This window comes from Streptomyces sp. SJL17-4 (assembly GCF_036826855.1).
Classification (GTDB): Bacteria; Actinomycetota; Actinomycetes; order Streptomycetales; family Streptomycetaceae; genus Streptomyces.
Window position 1 is genome coordinate 7,311,191 of sequence record NZ_CP104578.1, and the last position, 21,100, is coordinate 7,332,290.

Here is a 21,100-nt window from a genome sequence, read left to right on the forward strand (position 1 = left end):
CACCCCCCGGCGGGATAGCGTGGTGGGCGCACACCGGACGGGAACCAGCGGCGAGGAGCGGCGCACATGCGGGTGGGGACGGCATCGTGAGGCTCCTGCACACCTCGGACTGGCATCTCGGCCGGTCCTTCCACCGCGTCGGTCTTCTCGACGCCCAGGCCGCCTTCCTCGATCACCTCGTGGCGACCGTCCACGCGTACGAGGTCGACGCGGTCCTCGTCGCCGGTGACGTCTACGACCGGGCCGTGCCCCCGCTGCCCGCCGTCGAGCTGTTCGACACCGCGCTGCACCGCCTCGCCGAGGCCGGGGTGCCCACGGTGATGATCTCCGGCAACCACGACTCGGCCCGTCGCCTCGGCGTCGGCGCCGGACTCATGGAGCGCGCCGGTATCCATCTGCGTACCGACCCGGCCGGCATCGGCACCCCCGTCGTCCTCACCGACGCCCACGGCGACGTCGCGCTCTACGGCCTGCCCTACCTCGAACCGCACCTCGTCCGGGAACGGCTCGGCGCCGAGAAGGCCGGGCACGAGGCCGTGCTCGCCGCCGCCATGGGCCGGGTCCGCGCCGACCTCGCCGACCGGCCCGCCGGCACCCGTTCCGTGGTCCTCGCCCACGCCTTCGTCGCGGGCGGCGCGCCCAGCGACAGCGAGCGGGACATCACCGTCGGCGGCGTCGCGGCCGTCCCCACCGGGATCTTCGACGGCGTCGACTACGTCGCCCTCGGCCACCTCCACGGCAGCCAGACCGTCACCCCGCGCGTCCGGTACTCCGGCTCCCCCCTCGCGTACTCCTTCTCCGAGGCCGACCACCGCAAGACCATGTGGCTCGTCGACCTGGGCCCGACCGGCCCCGACGGGGCGATCACCGGCGCCGAGCGGCTCGACTGCCCCGTCCCGCGTCCCCTCGCCCGGATCCGGGGGCGGCTCGACGACCTCCTCGCCGACCCCGCGCACGCGCGCCACGAGCAGTCCTGGGTCGAGGCCACCCTCACCGACCCGGTGCGCCCCGCCGAGCCGATGGCCCGGCTCACCGCACGCTTCCCGCACACCCTGAACCTGGTCTTCGACCCCGAGCGGACGGGCGACGACCCCGGCGCCTCCTACGCCCGACGGCTCCGGGACCGCACCGACCAGCAGATCGCGGAGGACTTCGTGGCCCATGTGCGCGGCGGCTCGGCCCTCGACGGCGCCGAGCGGACCGTCCTTTACGGCGCCTTCGACGACGTACGGGTCGACACGGCCGAGCGCGAGGTGGGCCGGTGAGGCTGCACCGTCTGGAGATCACCGCGTTCGGACCCTTCGGCGGCACGCAGACCGTCGACTTCGACGCCCTCTCCACCGCCGGGCTCTTCCTCCTCCACGGGCCGACCGGCGCCGGCAAGACCTCCGTCCTCGACGCGGTCTGCTTCGCCCTCTACGGGAGCGTGCCCGGGGTCCGGCAGACCCCCGGCGCCTCGCTCCGCAGCGACCACGCACCCGTCGGCACCTCCACCGAGGTCGTGCTCGAACTGACCGTGGGGGAGCGGCGCCTGGAGATCACCCGGCGCCCGGCCCAGCAGCGCCCCAAGAAGCGCGGCGGCGGCTTCACCACCGAGAAGGCCCAGACCTGGCTGCGCGAGTACGACCCCGCCACGCGCGCGTGGAACGGCGTCAGCCGCTCCCACCAGGAGATAGGGGAGGAGATCACCCAGCTCGTCGGCATGAGCCGCGAGCAGTTCTGCCAGGTCGTCCTCCTTCCGCAGGGCGACTTCGCCCGCTTCCTGCGCGCCGACGCAGAGGCCCGAGGCAAGCTCCTCGGCCGGCTCTTCGACACCCGCCGCTTCGCGGCCGTGGAGGAGCGGCTCGCCGAACTGCGGCGCGCCGCACAGCAGCAGGTCGAGGAGGGCGACGAGCGGCTCCTCGCCCTCGCCCACCGGATGGGCCAGGCCGCCGGGGGCCTCGCCGTCGCCCGTACCGCCGTCGACGGGCGGCCCGGCGACCCCGGGGTCGCCGACGCCGTCCTCACCTGGGCCGCCGTCGCCCGTACGGAGGCCCGCGAGGCGCTCGACATCGCGCGCGTACGGCTCGACGCGGCCGAGACCCGGCAGGGTGCGGCGCGCGCCGCGCTCGACGCCGAGAACGACCTGGCCGCCCGCCAGGCCCGACACGCGGACGCGCTCCTCCGTCACGAGCGGCTCACCGCCCACGCCCCCGAGCGGGACCGCCTCCAGGCCGCCCTCGACCGCAGCCTGAAGGCGGACCGGGTGGCCCCCGCGCTCGGACTGCGCCAGGACGCCGAGCGCGAGCACACCACCGCGCACGCCGCCCGTGCCCGCTCCCGCGCCCAGCTGCCCGCCGACCTCGCCGACGCCGGGGCCGAGCACCTCTCCGCCCTCGAACACCGGCTGCGTGAGGAGCTCGGCGGTCTGGAGGCCGCCCGCCGCGCCGAGCGCCGCGCCGCCACGATCGCCGACGAACGTGCCGCGCTCGCCCGCGAGGCACGCGCCGACGACGACGTCCTCCGAGACACCGCCGACTGGCTCGCCGGCTGGGAACCGCGCCGCGCCGCGCTCAGCCAGCACCTCGAGGCCGCCCGCGACGCCGCCGCCCGCGCCGAGCACCTCGCCGGCCGCCTCGAACCCGCCCGCCGCCGCCGCGACGCGGCCCGCCGCCGTGACGCCCTCGCCGAGGACACCCGCGCCGCCGAGGCGCGCCTCGCGGACGCCCGGGAGCGCCGGAACACCGCCCACGAGAGCTGGCTCGACGTCAAGTCCCGCCGTCTGGAGGGCATCGCCGCGGAACTCGCGGTCGCCCTCGCACCGGGCGACCCCTGCCAGGTCTGCGGCTCCACCGCCCACCCGGCCCCCGCCCGCACCACCGCCGACCACGTCGACCGCGCCACCGAGGACACCGCCTACGCCGTCTACACCGGCGCCGAGGAGGCCCGTACGGCTGCCGAGCGTGCGCTCGCCGTCACCCACGAGTCCTGGTCCACGGCCCGCGCGGAGGTGCAGGCGGGTGCCCCGGCCGGCTCGCCCGAACCCACCGTCGGTGAACTCGCCCATGAGGTCGATGAGTTGACCGGACTCCTCGCCGAGGCGCACGCGCTCGCCGGACAGACCCACAGCGCCCGGGAGCGGCTCGCGCGGGCCGAGCGCGAGTACGAGGAGCGGGTCGCCGCCCAGCGGGAGGCCGAGCGGCGGGTCGCCGCGCGGACCTCGCGGCGCGAGGCCCTGGACCGCGAACAGGTCGCGCTCGACGAGGAACTCACCCGGGGACGCGGCGCGTTCGCCACCGTGGCCGAACACGCCACCCGCCTGGAGCGGCGGATCGCCCTCCTGGTCGACGCCACCGGCACCGTACGGGCCGCCGAGCTCGCCGCCCAGCGCCTCAAGGAGGCCGACGACCGGCTGGCCGACGCGGCCTACCGTGCGGGCTTCGCCACCCCGGCCGAGGCCGCCGCGGCGCTCCTCCGGGAGGGCGAGCGCCGCGACCACCAGCAGCGCGTGGACGCCTGGCAGGCCGAGGCCGCCGCCGTCGCGGACCGGCTCGCCGAGCCCGGCACCGCGGCCGCCGCCGCGCTTCCGCCGGCCGACCCCGCGGCCGCGGGCGCCACCCTCACCGCGGCCGAACGCGCGCTCCGCGAGGCCGATGCGGTCCTGGCCGCCGCCCGGGAACGGGCCACCGGCCTCGCGGGACTCTCCCGGCAGGCCCTCACCGAGGTCCGTCGCCTCGGCCCGCTCCGCGAGGAGTACGACCGGGTGGCCCGCCTCGCCGCCCTCACCGCCGGCACCTCGGCCGAGAACGAGCGGCGGATGCGCCTGGAGTCGTACGTCCTGGCCGCCCGGCTCGAACAGGTCGCGGCGGCCGCGACCGCCCGGCTCCAGCGGATGTCCTCCGGCCGCTACACCCTCGTCCACTCCGACGCGCGGGCCGGCGGCAAGCGGGCCGGCCTCGGCCTGCACGTCGTCGACGCCTGGACCGGCAACGAGCGCGACACCGCCACGCTCTCCGGCGGCGAGACCTTCTTCGCCTCCCTCGCGCTCGCCCTCGGCCTCGCCGATGTCGTCACGGACGAGGCGGGCGGCGTTCGGCTCGACACCCTCTTCATCGACGAGGGCTTCGGCAGCCTCGACGAGCAGACGCTCGACGAGGTCCTCGACGTGCTCGACTCGCTGCGCGAGCGTGACCGCAGCGTCGGGATCGTCAGCCACGTCGGCGACCTGCGCCGCCGGATCCCTGCCCAACTGGAGGTCGTCAAGGCGCGGCACGGCTCGGCCGTGCGGCTCCGCACCGGCGGGGACGCGCTCAGCGGCTGAGCGAACGCCTCGGCAGCGGCGAGGAGTAGACCACGCTGGTGGTCACCGAGCCGAGCGTGGCGATCTTCCCGGAGATCTCCTCCAGGTGCCGCATGGACCGCGCGGCGACCTTGAGGACGAAGCAGTCGTCGCCGGTGACGTGGTGCGCCTCCAGAACCTCCGGCGTGGCGCCGAGCAGATCGTGGAACGGCTTGTAGTTGCCGTGGGGGTAGCGCAGCCGGACGAACGCCAGGATCGGCAGCCCGAGCCGGTCCTGGTCGACGATCGCCGTGTACCCGCAGATCACCCCGGCCTCCTCCAGGCGCCGCACCCGCTCGGTCACCGCGGACGGCGACATCGACACCGTACGGGCGAGCTCGGCGAAGCTGGCGCGGCCCTCGGACTGGAGGGCTTCGAGGATGCGCCAGTCGGTGGCATCGGGGGTGTACTCGGAGGTCATGTACGAGAGATAGCAGGGGATTCCCCGGCCGATCAAGCGTTCGGCCGGGGAATCTCAGCGTTCGGCCCGGGATCTCAGCGCTCGGTCGTCACAGCCGCGAGAGCTCGTCGACCAGGTCGTCGAGGCCCAGCGGGCCCTGCGAGAGGGCCGCCATGTGCCAGGTCTTCGCGTCGAACGCGTCACCGTGCGCCGCGCGCGCGTTGGCGCGGCCGAGCAGCCAGGCGCGCTCGCCCAGCTTGTAGCCGATGGCTTGGCCCGGCATCGACAGATAGCGGGTCAGCTCGCTCTCCACGAAGGACGGCGGGCGGCTGCTGTGCCGCTGGAAGAACTCCTGGGCGAGCTCGGGCGTCCACCGCTCGCCCGGGTGGAACGGCGATTCCGCCGGGATCTCCAGACCCAGGTGCATGCCGATGTCCACGATCACCCGGCACGCGCGCATCATCTGTCCGTCGAGGTAGCCGAGGCGCCGCTCCGCGTCGGGCAGGAAGCCGAGTTCGTCCATCAGGCGCTCCGCGTAGAGCGCCCAGCCCTCGCAGTTGGCGCTGACCTTGCCGATGGTCGCCTGGTAGCGGGAGAGGCGGTCGGCGACGTGCACCCACTGGGCGAGCTGGAGGTGATGGCCGGGTACGCCCTCGTGGTACCAGGTCGACACCAGGTCGTACACCGGGAAGCGCGTCGTACCGTCCACCGGGAGCCACGTACGGCCGGGCCGGGAGAAGTCCTCGGACGGGCCGGTGTAGTACGGCGCGGCGGCGCCGCCCGCCGGGGCGATGCGGGACTCCACCCGCCGTACCCGCTCGGCGAGCTCGAAGTGGGTGCCGTCGAGCGCCTCGATCGCCTCGTCCATCAGCTGCTGGAGCCAGACCCGGACCTCGTCGACCCCCTCGACATGGGTGCCGTGCTCGTCGAGGTGGGCGAGCGCCTCCCAGGGGCCGGCGCCCGGCAGGATCCGCTCGGCCTCGGTCCGCATCTCGCCGAGCAGCCGGTGGTACTCGGTCCAGCCGTACGCGTACGCCTGGTCGAGGTCCAGGTCGGTGCCGTTGAAGTAGCGGGTCCAGCGCTGGTAGCGCTCGCGGCCCACCGTGTTCGGGGCGTCGGCGACGGCCGGGGCGTACACGTCCCGCATCCAGTCCCGCAGCGCCAGGACCGCCTCGGTGGCGCCCCGGCCCGCCTTCGTGAGCCCGGCGCGCAGATCCTCGGGCAGGGTGTCGGGGGCCGCGGCGGCGAACTCCTCGAACCAGCCCGGCTTTCCGCTCTCCGCGCCCGCCCACTCGGTGAGCTGGTCGACGAAGGTGGCGGTGGGGCGCGGCCCGCCGAAGAGCTTGCGCTCGAGCCCGAGCGCGAGCGAGGAACGGTAGCCCTCCAGCGCGGCCGGGACGGCGCGCAGCCGGGCGGCGACCGCGGCCCAGTCCTCCTCGGTCTCCGTGGGCGTCACCGTGAAGACGATGCGGACGCTGTGCGCCGGCGAACGCATGTTGCTGACCGTACAGAGGCCCTCCTCGGCCTCGAACATGGCGAGTTCCGCCGTCAGGCGCTCCCGCAGCAGACGGGCACACCGCTGCTCGGCCTCGCTGTCCGCACCCGGGACCTGCTCCGCCACGTCGAGCCGGGCGAGCGTCCGGCGGGCGAGATCGGCCACGGCCCGCTGGCCGGCCGGCGAGAAGTCGGGCAGCAGTCCGGCGCTCTCCTTGACTCCCAGGTACGTACCGGTGATCGGGTCGAGGGCGATGAGTGCGTCGACGTGTTCGTCGGCGACCTGGCGGGGCAGCGGGCTGCTGGAAGTCTCTGGCATGGGGGCCATCCTGGCGCCTCCGGCGGGCCCGCGTCACCCTCGTCGGGGCTCAGTCGGCCGACAAGGAGGGGCTCGAAGAGGGCGGCAGAAGCGGGCCGCACTCCCACTCCTGGAAGATCAGCCGGGTCTCCACGCGGGCCACCTCCCGGCGTGACGTGAACTCGTCGAGGACGAGTCGCTGCAGGTCGGCGGGGTCCGCTACGGCCACGTGCACCAGGTAGTCGTCGGGTCCCGTCAGATGGAACAGCGCCCGGGACTCCGGAAGCGCCCGGATCCGCTCCACGAACGGACCGATCAGTTCCCGCCGGTGCGGCCGGACCTGCACGAGAAGGAGCGCTTCAAGCCCTCGGCCGAGTTTGGCCGGATCCAGTCGTAGCTGGTGTCCGAGGATCACACCCGTGCGGCGAAGTCGCGCCACCCGGTCCAGGCAGGTGGACGGTGCCACTCCGACCTCGGCGGCGAGTTCACGGTAGGTGGTCCGGGCGTCGTTCTGCAGGAGGCGAAGAATGTGCAGATCGACCGCGTCCAGTACGACAGAATCGGCCATCTGGCGAACGTAGCACGGCTCATTCCCGCTCCTTCCCGGTTTCCGTTCACAGTGCCGCCATGGACGCCATGGACTACGGCCCCTCGGCCACCCCGAGAGCCCTTGCCACCGAAGCCGTGCACGCCGGCCGCGAAGACCTCGCCTCGCTCGGTCTGCACGCCCCGCCGATCGACCTGTCCACCACCTACCCCTCGTACGACGCCCGGGCCGAGGCCGCCCGGATCGACGAGTTCGCCACCACCGGAGCCCGGCTCGACGGCCCGCCGGTCTACGCCCGGCTGGACAACCCCACGGTCGCCCGCTTCGAGGAGGCCCTCGCCCGTCTGGAGGGCGCCGAGGCCGCCGTCGCGTTCGCCAGCGGCATGGCGGCCCTCACCGCGGTCCTCCTCGCCCGGGCGAGCCAGGGCCTGCGCCATGTCGTCGCGGTCCGTCCGCTGTACGGCTGCAGCGACCACCTGCTCGACGCCGGGCTGCTCGGCACCGAGGTGACCTGGACCGACCCGGCGGGCGTGGCCGAGGCGATACGGCCCGACACCGGCCTGGTCATGGTGGAGTCGCCCGCCAACCCGACCCTCGCCGAGGCGGACATCCGCGCCCTGGCCCACTCCTGCGGCTCCGTGCCGCTGCTGGTCGACAACACCTTCGCCACGCCCGTGCTCCAGCGCCCGGTCGAGCAGGGCGCCCGCATCGTGCTGCACAGCGCGACCAAGTACCTCGGCGGGCACGGCGACGTCATGGGCGGCGTCGTCGCCTGCGACGAGGAGTTCGCCCGTACCCTCCGCCAGGTCCGCTTCGCCACCGGCGGAGTGCTGCACCCGCTCGCGGGCTATCTGCTGCTGCGCGGTCTCTCCACCCTGCCGGTACGGGTGCGGGCCGCGTCCGGGACGGCGGCGGAGCTCGTACGGCGACTCGCCACCGACCCCCGGATCGCACAGGTCCACTACCCGCGGATCGGCGGCGCCATGATCGCCTTCGAGGTGTACGGCGACCCGCACGACGTCATCGCCGGCGTCCGGCTCATCACTCCCGCCGTCAGCCTCGGCAGCGTCGACACCCTCATCCAGCACCCGGCCTCCATCAGCCACCGCATCGTGGCCGAGGGCGACCGGCGCTCGGCGGGCGTCAGCGACCGCCTGCTGCGGATGTCGGTCGGTCTCGAGGACGTCGAGGACCTCTGGCGGGATCTGACCTGGGCGCTCAGCGCTCCGCCCGCCGCACCCCTTCGTGCGGCTGCTCCGGGCGCGTCTCCCGGTGCTGCGGCCGGGCAGCCGGTCGCGGTGCCGAGGCCAGCCGGGCTGTGATCACCAGGGTGCCCTCCTCGATCTGGTAGTCGAGGGGCAGGTTGAGCGCCCGCATCGCGGCCACCATCCCGGTGTTGGACGACTGCGTCACGGCGTACACACTCGCGCAACCGGCCTCCTCGGCCATCGCCACCAGCCTGCCGAGGAGCTCGGAGCCGATGCCGCGCCGCTGCCAGTCGTCCTCCACCATCAGCGCCACCTCGGTCTCGTCGCCGTCCCAGAGCAGGTGCCCGAGGGCGACGAGCCGGCCGGAGGCCGTCTGGACGGCGAGGGTGCGCCCGAAGCGGGGGCTGAGCAGATGGTCGAGGTAGCGGTCGGCGTCGCCGACGGGGCCGTGGTAGCGCAGGCTCAGCGTGCGGGCCGAGCAGCGGTCGTGCATGGCGCGCGCGGCGGACAGGTCCCGCTGGTCGGCGCGGCGGACGGTGATCTCGTTGCCCTCGGGGAGGGTCAGGACGTCCTGGCTGCGCGGCACGCGGGGGCCGAGCCGGGCGTCGAGCTCCACGAGGGCGCGGGCCCTGGCGAACTCGGTCGGGGTGAACGGGAGGTAGGGCCGCTCCACGATGAGCGTGCCGCCGTTGGGGTCGCGCAGCCGCATCACGGTCTCCTCCAGGACGCCCTCGACCGGGGCGTGTTCGCCGGTGGGGCGGCCGGTGAGGGAGAGGGCGGGTACGGAGTGCAGGGTGCAGCGGCCCAGGAGCTGGCGCAGCGCGAGCGGCAGTTCGGCCGCGTCGAGCGCCGTACGGGTGGCCAGGCCGAGGACCCGGGTGGGGGTGTCCACCAGATCGTGGGCGTCGGCCCGCTCGGTCCAGGTGTCGCGGCCGCCGGCCGCCGCCGTCTCACGGGCGAGGGCGTGGGCGGAGAGATCCGCGGGGGCCCGCAGCAGGAACTCGTCGACCGTGCCGTCGGCGAGCGGATGCGTCTGGAGGGTGAGGATGTCCACGCCCAGGCGGGCGAGGACCGTGCACAGGGCGGCGAGGCTGCCCGGGGTGTCCGCCACGGTGGTCCGCATCCGCCAGAGCGAGGTCTCGACGGGCGCCGCGGCCCCCGTCTCCTCCCGCTCCTCCTCGGTCCTCGCGGGGACGGCCGCGGTGGAGTGCCCGCCGGTGTGTCCGGCGGGCGGGGCATGGCTCGCATGGCTGCGCCTGCGCGACCACCAGGTGTGGAAGGCGGCGGTGGCGACCAGCGCGATCGCCGAGAACACCAGGAGGTAGGGGCCGTCGGGCCCCTTGGAGATGGTCTTGGCGATCGTGTCGGCCACCACCACCGCGGTGAACAGTGCGGCGAGCTCGATCAGGTCGTGCCGCCAGTGGTGCGGACGGCGGGCGCTCTTCGAAGACGTCACATCGGTCATGACCTCACTGTGGCCCAGTGGTGTTGCGTGATCACGAACGCTTTGTGACTGACGGGTTAAGCGCCCATCTAGCGGCTTAAAGAACGATTCAGACCATTTCTGTCAGAGGCTGATCGGCCCCCCGACGGAGTGCGGCCGACAGCCGCTTCGCCTGGACGACGAACTGCGAGGCACTCCGCGCCGAGGCCATCGCGTCGAGCCCGGCCACCTCACCGCCGGCCCCGCACCGCTCCACACAGTCCGCCGCGACCGCGAGCACCTCGCCCAGACCGCGCATCGGCTTCTCCGCGCCGAGCAGCTCCGGCAGCATCGGCTCAAGGACCGCCCAGACCGTGCCGTACGCGCCCGTGGCGGCCGTCGTCCGGAGCGCGTCCGCCAGCCGGTTCGGCTTCACCGAGCCCTCCACGACCAACCACACCAGCTCCGTGCCGAGCCGCCGGGCGTCCAGATCACCCCGCGACGCCAGGACGAGCAGCGCGTCCACCGCCCGCAGCCGGTCGTCCGCGTCCTGACAGCCCAGACCGAACGCCAGGGCCAGATGGACGGCCCGGCCGGCCGGGCCGCCCGCCTCGGCGAGCGCGGTGAGCGGTTCGGTCAGGCCGCGCTGGTCCCCGTCGGCACCCGACGCGAGGGAGGACAGGACACACGCCGCCACGAACTCACGGTCCACCGGCAACGCCGTGGCCCAGTGCCCCCGCGTGTCCAGCCAGTGGTAGCAGCGTCGGGGAGTCGCCTGCAGCTCACCGCCCAGCCAGCGGAATGCGGCCGGGAACTCCTCGCGCACCACCGCTCGCTCGTCGATCTCGACGACGATCCGGTCCGTCAGCCACCACTTCTGTGAGGCCCGGTCCTTCCCCCTGGCGAGGAACCGCACCCTCGTCCCCAGGGGTTCCCCCGCCCGCAGCCACGCGGCGAGCCGTCGTCCCGCCCGCGTGCCGAGCGCCTCGGCCTCCTCGGCCGCCCGCCCGGCCGACGGGTCCCTGCGCCCGACCCTCAACAGCGCCTGGGCGAAGTCGGCCGGGGCCGGCTCGACGCCGGCGTCCCCGTAGGCGCGCACCCGCTCCACCAGCACTACCGGGTCGATCTCACCGGTGTGCAGGGTCGGTACGGCGAGCAGGAACGGCAGCGCGTCCGTGCCGATCAGGTCGGCGGCCTCCCACAGGCGCGCGTCCAGCATCCCCGACAGGGCCTCGTGGTGACAGGCGTTCCGGCCGTTCCCCTTCGCCCGTCCGGAGTCGACCCGCCATCCCGGCAGCAGCGCGAGCAGCCCCGCCAGTACCACCTCCGCCCCGTGGGTGGAGTGGGTGAAGTAGTGCTGGTGCCCCCAGTGCTCCGTCGGGAACGTCTCGCGCACCGCCGCTTCCAGCCCCGCCCGGTCCCGTCGCGCGAGCCGCACCAGACCGTCGAGCGTCCGCTCGAACGCCGCCGGATCCTGGTACTGGCCCCTCGTCAGCAGCTCCTCCACCAGAGCCTCGACCGTCGTCGCCGGGGGAGCCACCGGCTCCCGCTCCGGGACCGGCGGAAGGATCTCCTCGTACGGGACCCCGGACTCCACCTCCAGGTCCTCCCCGAACAGGGCGACGGCTGCCGCCCGGTGCACCGGACTCAGCAGCCCGGCCTGCTCGGCGAGCTCACGTCGTACGGAGGCCTCCACCGCCGCCGCATGACGGCCCACCAGCTTCAGGGCCCGCTCCTGGATCGTGGTGTCCTCGTGCCCGAAGGCCTCCGCCACGGCCGGCAGCAGCTCCTCCGCCGCACCGGGCTCCCGCGCCAGCACCTTGCCGACCAGCGTCAACTGGGCCCGCACCAGCTTCTTCTCGGTACGGAACAGCACCCCGCCCGTCATCTCGGCCAGGGCCCCGGCCGACAGCGCGCCCTCGTCGGCGAGGCCCGCGAGGACCTCCTGCGCGTACCCCGCCACCGGGGACGGGGCGTCGGCCGTCATCCCGATCCAGTCAGGGACCCGCTCCCGGCGCTCGGCCGCGCTCGGCTCGACGAGCCGCAACATTTCCAGCGGGAACCGCAGATCCCGGGCCCGCCCACCGCGCAGCAGCCGGGAGACGCACAGGTCCACGACCTGGGCCCGGTCGAGCACGCCCTCCGTGACGAGCGTCGCGAGCACCGTCGGCCAGTGCGTCGGCGCCTCGGGACCGACCGACCAGGTCAGCGGGGCGGGCGTCTCGGCCATGGCGAGCGCGTGCGGCACGAGCACCCGCGTGTGCGAGTCCTCCCGGAGCCGCTCCAGAAGGCGCGGGTCGTGGACCTCCCACGTCCACGCGAGGACATAGCCGTCGGTCGCGGGCACCGCGCATCCGGAGTGCTCCACGAGTCCGCGGATCAGACCGTAGCTGTTCTCCGCCACGGACTGCCGTGCCGCGAGCCGCTGCGCCACGTCCGCCGTCCACGCCGGGTCCCGGTCGGCGAGCACCGAGAGGACCAGGGCGCCGTCCTCGGAGCGCCGGCTCAGCAGGTCGCGCCCGCCGAGCCAGGCCGCCGTCGCGGCGGCGCCGGTCTGACAGCCGGCGCCCGCCACGTACAGCGCGCGCCGGACGGCCGTCGCCTCGTTCCACCGCTTCCAGTCCCAGGCACGGACCTCGGAGCGCAGGGACTTCAGCTGTCCGAGCACGGTCTTCCGGGCGGCGGCGTCCAGCGGCTCCAGGAGCGCCGGCACCTTGTGGGCGCGCCCCGCGCGCACCGCCGCGAGCAGCTGCTCGACCGGGGTGCCGCCCTCCGTACCGCTCGCGTCTCCCGCGTCGCCGCTCGTGCTCCCCGCCGCACCGTCCACGTCGTTCCCCGCCCCGCGCACCACGGCGCTCCTCACCTTGGTCATCATGCTGTCCATCACCCTGTTCACCAGGCTGTTCGTCACGTCGGTCCCCCCACCGGTCCCCGTCGCCCCACCGCTCCCTGTCGTCCCACCGGTCCCCGTCATCGCGCCGCTCCGGCCACCGCCGTGCCGGCTTCCGGGGCACCGACGTGCTCGGGCGTCGCGCCCCGCCGGACCATCCGGACCGCCAGCGCGTGCTTGCACGGCCCCCGCCGGCCCCGGTAGTCGGTCCACCACTGGCAGGTGCAGCTCAGCACCCCGTCCGACTCCCGTACCCGATAGCGCCGTTCGCCCGAGGCCACCGTCGCCAGCGGGCCGTCGACGGTCACCGCGCCCTCCGCGACCAGCCGTCGGGCGCTCACCAGGCGGGGGTTGTGCCGCTCGGCGCGGTCCGCGTCGTACGGCAGCTCCCGGTGGAAGTAGGCCGCGTCCGCCACGTCGTACCCCACGCGCCCGGCCGTGCCGAGCCGGGTCAGCGCCGCCCGCACCCGGTCGATCGTGAGCCCGGCCTGTGCCGCGAGGTCGGCCGGGTCGATCCGCGGCTCCCAGGCGAGCAGGACCGCGACCAGCTCGGCGTCCTGCGCGGCCTCCTCCGTCGCGAGGGCCTCCAGGACCCCGCCCTCGCCGGAGAAGCCCCGCGCGGGATCGGGCGACAGCGTCAACGTGAGCCGCATGCCGGGCAGGATCACCTCCCAGGCGCTCGCCGTGGCCGGCGTGCCGTCGGGCACCGGCCCGTACACCCGGAGCCCCGTCGCGTGCCGCAGCACCCGCTCCAGGGCGACGAGCCGGTCGGGCCCGGGCAGGCACACCGCGCCCGGGCCCGGCCGGGTCGTCGGCCGCAGGCTCCGGCCGGACTGGGTGATCCACATCGGACCGCGTCCACGGGCCTGGTTGCGTGGCAGGGACCGGAGGAAACGGACGGCCTCCGCCCCGCTCAGCTCGGCCCGCAGATCGAACCGGGCGGAGGCGACCTGCGCCTCGGCGAAGCCCCGCAGCCAGCGGTCCGGCAGCGGGACCTTCTTCTCCACGACCGCCCCCGCGAGCGTGGTCACCGCCATCTCCTCCGGACCCACCCGGAGATGCAGCGGATCGTCCCCCGTCATCCGCGACAGCGCCTCACGCAGCGGGTTGTTGACGTCGACGTTGGTCGTGCCGTGCCCCGTCTCCGTACCGCCGAGCCCCTCGTCGAGCACGTCCAGGCGCGCGTACACCCCGCCGCAGCCGGAGAACGACTCGAACCGCAGCCGGTCCCCGTTCCCCGTCACCACCGGGTCGAGCGATCCCGGCCGTATCCGCTGGTAGTAGCGGGCCGATGCCACGTCGGCGACCGCGAGCAGACCGCGGGCGGCGACCTGCGGCGAGGCCAGGAAGCCGGCGAAGAAACGGGGATGGGCCTCGGCCCCACGGGGCGTGAGACCCCCCGCCGTCTCCAGACCGAGCAGCTGGCCGGAGCCCGTGGACTCCAGCGCGGAAGGGCGGACATAGGCGAGTGCCTGTACGGATCGCGTCATGGAAAAGACGTTAGGACCTGGCACTGACAATCACCGGGGAGCCGGGGCCCGTCCGGCCGTCACGACCGGCCGGGGACCCGGCCCCCGCCCGCCGCGACCGGCGAAGGGCCCGGCCCCCGCACCACCTCCGACCAGGCGTTACTGCCCGACGCGCCCCGGCCGGAGCGCCTTGCTGAACAGCACCGCACCGCCCTCCGCCCGCAGACGGACCGTCAGTTCCCCGCTGTGGCCGTCGATGTCGATCTCCCCGAAGTACTGCGGGCTCTCCATCGGCGACAGATTGGCCCGCTCGGGCGCCCGGACGAACACCCGCTCAGGACCGAAGGTCGCGTCGAGCTTGTTCGCCGGGAAGCCGCCGGCCGCCAGCGGCCCGGACACGAACTCCCAGAACGGCGCGAAGTCCTGGAAGGCCGCCCGCTCCGGCGCGTAGTGCTGCGCCGAGGTGTAGTGCACGTCCGCCGTCAGCCACAGGGTGCCGGTGATCCGCCGGTGCTTGATGAACCGCAGCAGCTCCGCGATCTGCAGCTCACGGCCCAGCGGCGCGCCCGGGTCGCCCTGCGCGATCGCCTCGATGTTCGTGCCGTCCGGGACGACCAGGCCGAGCGGCATGTCCGCCGCGAGCACCTTCCACACCGCGGTGGACGCGGCCAGCTCCCGCTTGAGCCAGGCGAGCTGCTCGGCGCCGAGGATGCCGGTGGTGTCGTCGGCCTGGCGTCCGGGGGAGTTGGCGTTCCGGAACGAGCGCATGTCGAGCACGAACACGTCGAGCAGCGGCCCGTACCGCACGACCCGGTGCATCCGGCGCTCGCGACCGCCCCCGCGCGCGTGCAGGGTGGACACTGGCGTGTACTCGCCGAACGCGCGCAGGGCACGCGAAGCGAGGACGTCCACGTCCTTCTCCGTGTAGCGCGCGTCGTCCAGGATCTGGCCCGGGTACCAGTTGTTGCGCACCTCGTGGTCGTCCCACTGCATCACCGTGGGCACCTGCGCGTTGAACGCCCGCACGTTGTGGTCGAGGAGGTTGTAGCGGAAGTTGCCCCGGTACTCGTCGAGGGTCTCCGCGACCTTCGACTTCTCGGGCGTCGTGACGTTCCGCCAGATCCGCCCGTCGGGGAGCGTCACGCTGGGCTGCAGCGGCCCGTCGGCGTAGATCGAGTCGCCGCTGCACAGGAAGAAGTCCGGGTCGAGGCGGCGCATCTCCTCGTACGCGCGGAAGCCGCCGATGTCCGGGTTGATGCCCCAGCCCTGCCCGGCGATGTCTCCCGACCAGAGGAAGCGGACGCCGTCGCGGCGCCGGTCGGGGGCGGTACGGAAGGTGCCGACGATCCGCTCGCCCGTCCGGCGCGGGTCGTCCGGGTCGGCGAGCGTGACCCGGTAGTGGATCTGCTCGCCGGCGGGCAGCCCGCGCAGCGGGGTGGTGCCGGTGAAGTCCGTGCCCGCGCCGATCAGCGGCCCGTGGTGGCGGCGTACCCGGCGGAACGACTCGCTCGCCGAAGTCTCCACGAGCATCCGCGCCGGCCGGTCCGAGCGCACCCACACAAGTCCCGAGGACGTCGTGACGTCGCCCGTCTGGACACCCCACTCGGCGCGGGGCCGGCCCGACAGCGCGAACGCCGGGGCGGCGAGACCCGCACCGCCGAGGGTGAGCGCCGCCGACGCGGCGAGCGAACCGCGCAGCACGCTGCGCCGGGCGGGGGAGGGGGAACTACCGGGTACGGACTGGGACATGGAAGAGCCTCCGAGGGGCGTCCGGGCGGGGGGCGGTGCGTCGCCCCATGCCTAACGGCCGGGGGCGGCGCCCACACGAACCCCATGTGAACACTCACGTGAGGGCCGCCATGGACCTCCGGCGCCGTGCGTGTGAACGCATCACCTCACCCTCGGGCGACCGCCTCCGCCACCCGGCGTATCCCCGCCGTCACGACGGACGGCGACAGGTGCGCGTACCCGATCACGAGCCGTACGTCGCCGTCCCCGGGCCGCGCCGTGCCGTACTCCTCCAGCGGCCGCAGTGCCACACCCGCCTCCGCCGACCGTGCCAGGAACCGTTCCGGTGGCCCGTAACGCCCCGGTACGCGCGCGATGACGTGGAGTCCGGCGGCGATGCCGCTCACGCCGGTTCCCGGCAGGTGCTCCGCGAGCGCCGACAGGAGCGCGTCCCGCCGCTCCCGGTAGGCACGTTGGCAGCGGCGCAGCTGCCGGTCGTACGCGCCCCGCGTCACGAACTCCGCGAGCACCGCCTGGTCGAGTACGGGGTTGCCGAGGTCCATCGTCCGTTTGCGCTCGACGACCTCGGCGAGCAGCGCCTCGGGGACGAGCATCCAGCCGAGGCGCAGACCGGGCGCGAGCGACTTGCTGACCGAGCCCGCGTAGACGACCCGCTCCGGGTCGAGTCCCTGGAGCGCGCCGACGGGAGCCCGGTCGTACCGGAAGTCGCCGTCGTAGTCGTCCTCCAGGACGTAACCGTCCACCGCCCGCGCCCAGTCGAGCAGCGCGGCACGGCGCTCCGCCGACCAGATGATCCCGGAGGGGAACTGGTGCGAGGGCGTCACCACCACCGCCCGCACCCCGGAGGCGGCGAGCGGCTCCGTCCGCAGCCCCTCCTCGTCGAGCGGCAGCCACACCGTGTCAAGGCCGGTCGAGGCGAACAGCCGCCCGTGCTCCGGGCTGCCCGGATCCTCGATGCCGACCGCGTCGAGCCCCCGCGCGCGCAGCACGAAACCGAGCAGGGTCGACGCCTGCGCCACCCCCGAACACACCACGAGTCGCTCCGGATCGGCCACCACACCCCGGCGCCGGGTCAGCATCCCGGCCAGCGCCTCCCGCAGTTCGGGCACCCCGCGTGGGTCCGGATACCCGAGGGCGGGGTGGGGGAGCCGCGAGAGGACGGCCCGCTGGGCGGCCGACCAGGCGGCTCTCGGGAAGAGCGACAGATCGGGTGTTCCCGGGCGGAAGTCCACGCGGACGGCGGGCGCACCCGAACCACGCGCGCGCGTGGCCGGGCCCGCGCCCCGGGCGACGGCCCCACGCGCGCGCGTAACCGGATCCGTGCCCTGGGCGACGGTCCCACCTCCACGTGCGGGCGTGCCGCCCGTTCGGCCCCTCGCCGCGTCGCCCACCCATGTGCCCGCGCCCCGGTCGCTGCGCAGATAGCCCTCGGCGGTGAGCTGTTCGTACGCCTCCGTGACCAGGCCCCGTGAGACGCCCAGGTCGGCCGCGAGCGCGCGGGTCGACGGCAGTCGGGTCCCGGCCGCGAGCCGACCGGAGCGCACCGCCTCGCGCAACGCTTCCTGGAGGGCCCGGCCGCGCCGCCGCGCCGGGGCGGCGGCGGCCGGCAGGAGCAACTCCCAGGCCGCCTGTCCGTGGCTGCTCATCTCCGTGTGGCCCTTCTCCCCGTCCCACGGGCCGGGCGGTCCCGGCCGGGACTCATCATGCCGCGCGCGCTACTGGTGCAGTTCGAACGAGATGTGCGGGGCGAGCGCGCGGAGGAAGTCCGGTGCGTCGAAGATCTCGCCGGCCGAGGCGACGCCGGTCGTCCTGGTCCGGCCGGTGAGGATCCGCCGGACGGCCTCGACGGCGAGCGGCGCGCTGACGGCATAGATGTCCTGGCCGGCGGCCACGGCCCGGCGTTCCGCGTCGCCGGAGCGCACGACGACGTCCACGAGGAAGGTCTGGTCGGACCGCCCCCGCTCGTCGACCGCGGCCGGTGCCGACGCGTCGGGCGCCGACAGGTCCTGGGCCGCGTCGACCGCCATGTACGTGCGCACCTCGGGCACCTTCAGGTGGCTCGGGACGGTGACGACGTCGGCCATCGTGAACTCCCCGATGACGGGCCGGGGGCCCATCGGGGCCGGGAAGGGCCACTCCAGGACCGTGAACTCGTCGTCGTGGTACTCCAGTCGCCCCTGGCTGAAGCGGACGTGGCGGCCGTTCCGCCGTTCCCGGGAGACCTTGCCGGCGGCGAGGGTGCCGGCCGTGGGGTGCCAGCTGCTCAGCCCGTACGCGATGTGGGCCTCGTCGGCCGACGTCCAGTCGCCCATGGCGGCGGTGGCGAGCAGGTCGCCGAGGCCGCCGTAGAAGGCCATCGCGGGAACGATCACCGCTCCCGCCGCGCGGGCCCGGTCCGTGAACCGTGCGAACGTGTCGACGTTGGCCTCGATCTCGGCCGCCACGTCCACGTACGGGATTCCGGCCCGCAGGGCGGCCTCGATCACCGGCGCGCCGGTCACGGCGAAGGGTCCGGCGCAGTTGATCACGGCCGCCGCGCCTTCCAGTGCGCGGTCGAGCGACGCCGGGTCGTCGACCGACGCCGGGCGGACGTCGAGCCCCGGACGGGACTCCGCGAGAGCCCGCAGCTTCTCGGCGTCGCGGCCGACGGCCACCGGGACGAACCCGCGGGTCAGCAACTCCGTCACCACGAACCGCCCGGTGTGTCCGTAGGCGCCGAACACCGCGACCGTGAGCCCCGTTTCCATGACTTCTCCCTGTTCTCGTACGGCGTTCCCGTACGACGTAGCCGTACGGGACGTACCCGTACGTCCCGTACGGCTCGAACCGTTCTCCTGGGGGCAATCCTGTCCTCGGCGACCGTCCCGCACGAGTGTCCGGAACGACATCATGCGTACAATTACGGACGTGGACACGGACCTGAGAACGGACCGCAGCAAAGACCCGATCACCGTCGCGCTGGCCGTGACCGAAGGAATGCGCCAGTTCGAACTGTCCGTGGCCTACGAGGTCTTCGGCCCGCCCCCGTCCGCAGTGACCGGCCCCTGGTACGACGTCGCCCTCTGCGGACCCGCCGCCGTCCGGATCGGCCGGTTCCGACTGGAGCCCGACGGCGGCTTCGACCGGCTGGCGCGCGCCGGCACGGTGATCGTTCCCGCCCTCGCCGAGACCGACGACGCCCCGCCCGCCGACCTGGTCGACGCGGTGCGCGCGGCCCATGAGGCGGGAGCGCGCGTGGCCTCCCTGTGCACGGGCGCGTTCGTCCTGGCCGCGGCCGGCCTGCTCGACGGCAGGCGCGCGACCACCCACTGGGCGCACACCGAGGAACTCGCCGCCCGCCACCCCCGGGTGGAGGTCGACCCGGACGTGCTCTACGTGGACGACGGCCGGGTCCTCACCTCCGCGGGCAAGGCCGCCGCGATGGACCTCTGTCTGCATCTGGTCCGCCTCGACCACGGCACGGCGGTCGCCAACACGGTCGCCCGCAGCCTGGTCGTACCCCCGCATCGCGCGGGCGGCCAGGCCCAGTTCGTCACCACCCCCGTGCCCGCGCGCGACGACCATCCGCTCGGCGATCTGCTCCCCTGGGCGATGGAGCGGCTCGACCAGCCGCTGACCGTGGACGACCTGGCCCGTCGCGCGCGGATGAGCTCGCGCAACCTGGGCCGCCACTTCCGGTCGGTGACCGGTACGACCCCGCTGCAGTGGCTGCTGACCCAGCGGATCCGCCACGCCCAGGAGTTGCTGGAGTCCACCGACGAAACCGTCGAGGGCATCGCGACCGCCACCGGCATGGGCACCGCCACGACCCTGCGCCGCCACTTCAACCGCACCGTCGGAGTCCCCCCGGACGCCTACCGCCGCACCTTCCGCGCCCGCGCCGCCGTCGTCGCATCGGAGGCACCATGAGCTGCGAGGGGGGAGGGGGGAGACCACACCCTCTCAGGCCGGGGCGGGCAGACGGACCGAGGCGAGCCTGGCCGGGTCGACGACGATGCGGATGCCGGTGATCCGGCCTTCGCCGACGGTGAAGGCGATGACGGACAGCGGGGTTCCGTCGGGGCGCCAGGACATGTGGCCGGGCAGGCCGTCGACGAGCACGGGTCGGCTGAGGGCGGCCTCGCCGGAGAACATGCGGGCGCCGGCGGCGACCTTGGTGGCGCCGAGGGTGACGACCGTGCCGTCGGCGGTGTCGACGGTCAGCTTCACGTTCGGGTCGAGGACACGCAGGAGCGCTTCGAAGTCGCCGCCGACGGCGGCGGCCCCGAATGCCCGGACGACCTCTCGGTGTTCGCGGCCGGGGCCCGCCGGTCGGTCCGTGGCGTGGACCTTGCAGCGGGCGCGGCTGGCGGTCATCTTGGTGGCCGCGGCGGACTTGCCCAGGATCCGGCCGATCTCGTGGAACGGGACCGCGAACATGTCGTGCAGGACGAACGCCAGGCGCTCGCTCGGGGTGAGCGAGTCGAGCACGACCAGCAGGGCGAGGCCGACCGAGTCGGCCAGCGCCACCTGCTCGTCGGGCGCGGGGCCGTCGTCGGGCACCACCACGAGGGTCGCGAGATCCTCCCCGCAGGCGGTCTCGGGCCGGGCCCGGCGGGATCGCAGGAGGTCCAGGCTGATCCGGCCGACCACCGTCGTCAACCACCCCGCCAGGTTGTCGATGGCCGCCTGGTCCTGGCGGGCGAGGCGCATCCAGGCTTCCTGGACCACGTCCTCCGCGTCGGCGTGCGAGCCCAGCACCCGGTACGCGACGGCGCGCAGTCGATCGCGCTGGGCCTCGAAGGCCTCGGCCACGAGGCCGGGCGGGCCGGCGGTCACGGCTGACGCTGCTGACGGAGCGAGACGCGGTTGCCGTCGGGGTCGACCGCCTCGACGCGGACCCCGAACGGATAGTCGACCGGCTCGGACTCCTCGAAGACGACACCACGCCCGCGCATGGCCTCGAAGTCCTTGCGCAGATCGTCGGATTCGAGGATCAGCGGACCGGGCGCGCCCCCGGCGCCCGGCTGCCCGGCGGCCGCCGCGTGCGACCACAGGATGATCTGCACGGGGCTGCCGGGAACGCCGACGGTGAGGAATCGCCCGTCGGGCCCCGGGAAGTCGAGCCGCTTCTCCAGGCCCAGTCCGTCGGTGTAGAACTCCAGCGCGCGGTCCTGATCCGTGACGTAGATCGTCACGTACATGAGGTTGGTCAGCATCCTGATCCCGATTCACTCGTCGTGGCGGCGGCCGGTCGTATCCGGCCGTCACCCCCCTGACGCGTACCGCCGGGAGAAGGTAACAACCCACCACCCGAAGTGGTCC

15 protein-coding genes are annotated in these 21,100 nt (G+C 74.3%); 4 read left to right on the forward strand and 11 right to left on the reverse strand.

The window, feature by feature from the left end:
• Window positions 1–86: 86 nt before the first annotated feature.
• The gene (locus tag N5875_RS32940; protein ID WP_338497849.1) at window positions 87–1,265 is read left to right on the forward strand and encodes an exonuclease SbcCD subunit D; all 1,179 of its coding nucleotides are present in this window, start codon (window positions 87–89) and stop codon (window positions 1,263–1,265) included.
• Complete coding sequence (locus tag N5875_RS32945) at window positions 1,262–4,300, forward strand: SMC family ATPase (protein ID WP_338497850.1); 3,039 nt, start codon at window positions 1,262–1,264, stop codon at window positions 4,298–4,300. Before N5875_RS32940 ends, N5875_RS32945 begins: the two co-directional genes overlap by 4 nt.
• On the opposite strand, the gene N5875_RS32950 is transcribed toward N5875_RS32945, so the two are convergent.
• The 3 genes from N5875_RS32950 to N5875_RS32960 all read right to left on the reverse strand — a co-directional run bounded on the left by N5875_RS32950 (window position 4,290) and on the right by N5875_RS32960 (window position 7,078).
• Window positions 4,290–4,739, reverse strand: coding sequence for an Lrp/AsnC family transcriptional regulator (locus N5875_RS32950; RefSeq protein WP_318206606.1), 450 nt, complete (start codon window positions 4,737–4,739; stop codon window positions 4,290–4,292). The two genes, N5875_RS32945 and N5875_RS32950, sit on opposite strands and share 11 nt — an antisense overlap.
• A gap of 88 nt (window positions 4,740–4,827) precedes the next feature.
• Complete coding sequence (locus tag N5875_RS32955) at window positions 4,828–6,531, reverse strand: DUF885 domain-containing protein (RefSeq protein WP_318206605.1); 1,704 nt, start codon at window positions 6,529–6,531, stop codon at window positions 4,828–4,830.
• Between the two features lie 49 nt (window positions 6,532–6,580).
• Window positions 6,581–7,078: an Lrp/AsnC family transcriptional regulator gene (locus N5875_RS32960; RefSeq protein ID WP_318206604.1), complete on the reverse strand. Its 498-nt coding sequence runs from the start codon at window positions 7,076–7,078 to the stop codon at window positions 6,581–6,583.
• Between the two features lie 59 nt (window positions 7,079–7,137).
• On the opposite strand from N5875_RS32960, the gene N5875_RS32965 reads away from it, so the two are divergent.
• Window positions 7,138–8,379 (forward strand): aminotransferase class I/II-fold pyridoxal phosphate-dependent enzyme, encoded by a 1,242-nt coding sequence (locus N5875_RS32965; protein WP_318206603.1) that lies wholly within the window; start codon window positions 7,138–7,140, stop codon window positions 8,377–8,379.
• On the opposite strand, the gene N5875_RS32970 is transcribed toward N5875_RS32965, so the two are convergent.
• The 6 genes from N5875_RS32970 to N5875_RS32995 form a co-directional block, all read right to left on the reverse strand.
• The gene (locus N5875_RS32970; protein ID WP_318206602.1) at window positions 8,276–9,730 is read right to left on the reverse strand and encodes a GNAT family N-acetyltransferase; all 1,455 of its coding nucleotides are present in this window, start codon (window positions 9,728–9,730) and stop codon (window positions 8,276–8,278) included. The genes N5875_RS32965 and N5875_RS32970 overlap by 104 nt on opposite strands.
• 88 nt (window positions 9,731–9,818) lie before the next feature.
• A complete protein-coding gene (locus N5875_RS32975; protein WP_338497853.1) occupies window positions 9,819–12,599 on the reverse strand; it encodes a DUF6493 family protein in 2,781 nt (926 codons plus the stop codon).
• 59 nt (window positions 12,600–12,658) lie between these two features.
• Window positions 12,659–14,068, reverse strand: coding sequence for an SWIM zinc finger family protein (locus N5875_RS32980; RefSeq protein WP_338497854.1), 1,410 nt, complete (start codon window positions 14,066–14,068; stop codon window positions 12,659–12,661).
• Window positions 14,069–14,206: 138 nt separating this feature from the next.
• The gene (locus N5875_RS32985) at window positions 14,207–15,796 is read right to left on the reverse strand and encodes an alkaline phosphatase D family protein (protein ID WP_338497855.1); all 1,590 of its coding nucleotides are present in this window, start codon (window positions 15,794–15,796) and stop codon (window positions 14,207–14,209) included.
• Window positions 15,797–15,942: 146 nt separating this feature from the next.
• Window positions 15,943–17,442: a PLP-dependent aminotransferase family protein gene (locus N5875_RS32990; RefSeq protein WP_338497857.1), complete on the reverse strand. Its 1,500-nt coding sequence runs from the start codon at window positions 17,440–17,442 to the stop codon at window positions 15,943–15,945.
• Between the two features lie 69 nt (window positions 17,443–17,511).
• Complete coding sequence (locus N5875_RS32995; RefSeq protein ID WP_338497858.1) at window positions 17,512–18,543, reverse strand: saccharopine dehydrogenase NADP-binding domain-containing protein; 1,032 nt, start codon at window positions 18,541–18,543, stop codon at window positions 17,512–17,514.
• Window positions 18,544–18,685: 142 nt separating this feature from the next.
• Between N5875_RS32995 and N5875_RS33000 the strand changes: the two genes are divergently transcribed.
• Entirely contained in the window at window positions 18,686–19,705 is a 1,020-nt protein-coding gene (locus N5875_RS33000; protein WP_338497859.1) for a helix-turn-helix domain-containing protein, read from the forward strand.
• A gap of 33 nt (window positions 19,706–19,738) precedes the next feature.
• Here the strand turns inward: N5875_RS33000 and N5875_RS33005 are convergent, their stop codons facing one another.
• Window positions 19,739–20,614 carry a sigma-70 family RNA polymerase sigma factor gene (locus N5875_RS33005; RefSeq protein ID WP_318206595.1) on the reverse strand — a complete coding sequence of 292 codons (876 nt, stop codon included), beginning with the start codon at window positions 20,612–20,614 and terminating at the stop codon, window positions 19,739–19,741.
• On the reverse strand, window positions 20,611–20,994 hold the full coding sequence (locus N5875_RS33010; RefSeq protein WP_318206594.1) for a VOC family protein: 384 nt from the start codon (window positions 20,992–20,994) through the stop codon (window positions 20,611–20,613). Before N5875_RS33010 ends, N5875_RS33005 begins: the two co-directional genes overlap by 4 nt.
• Window positions 20,995–21,100: the final 106 nt, after the last annotated feature.

Coding starts and splice junctions, on each gene's coding strand:
- N5875_RS32950 (WP_318206606.1), bottom strand. CDS start 4,739: ATGACCTCCGAGTACACCCCCGATGCCACCGACTGGCGCATCCTCGAA.
- N5875_RS32955 (WP_318206605.1), bottom strand. CDS start 6,531: ATGCCAGAGACTTCCAGCAGCCCGCTGCCCCGCCAGGTCGCCGACGAA.
- N5875_RS32960 (WP_318206604.1), bottom strand. CDS start 7,078: ATGGCCGATTCTGTCGTACTGGACGCGGTCGATCTGCACATTCTTCGC.
- N5875_RS32965 (WP_318206603.1), top strand. CDS start 7,138: ATGGACGCCATGGACTACGGCCCCTCGGCCACCCCGAGAGCCCTTGCC.
- N5875_RS32970 (WP_318206602.1), bottom strand. CDS start 9,730: ATGACCGATGTGACGTCTTCGAAGAGCGCCCGCCGTCCGCACCACTGG.
- N5875_RS32980 (WP_338497854.1), bottom strand. CDS start 14,068: ATGACGCGATCCGTACAGGCACTCGCCTATGTCCGCCCTTCCGCGCTG.
- N5875_RS32985 (WP_338497855.1), bottom strand. CDS start 15,796: ATGTCCCAGTCCGTACCCGGTAGTTCCCCCTCCCCCGCCCGGCGCAGC.
- N5875_RS32990 (WP_338497857.1), bottom strand. CDS start 17,442: ATGAGCAGCCACGGACAGGCGGCCTGGGAGTTGCTCCTGCCGGCCGCC.
- N5875_RS32995 (WP_338497858.1), bottom strand. CDS start 18,543: ATGGAAACGGGGCTCACGGTCGCGGTGTTCGGCGCCTACGGACACACC.
- N5875_RS33000 (WP_338497859.1), top strand. CDS start 18,686: ATGCGTACAATTACGGACGTGGACACGGACCTGAGAACGGACCGCAGC.
- N5875_RS33010 (WP_318206594.1), bottom strand. CDS start 20,994: ATGCTGACCAACCTCATGTACGTGACGATCTACGTCACGGATCAGGAC.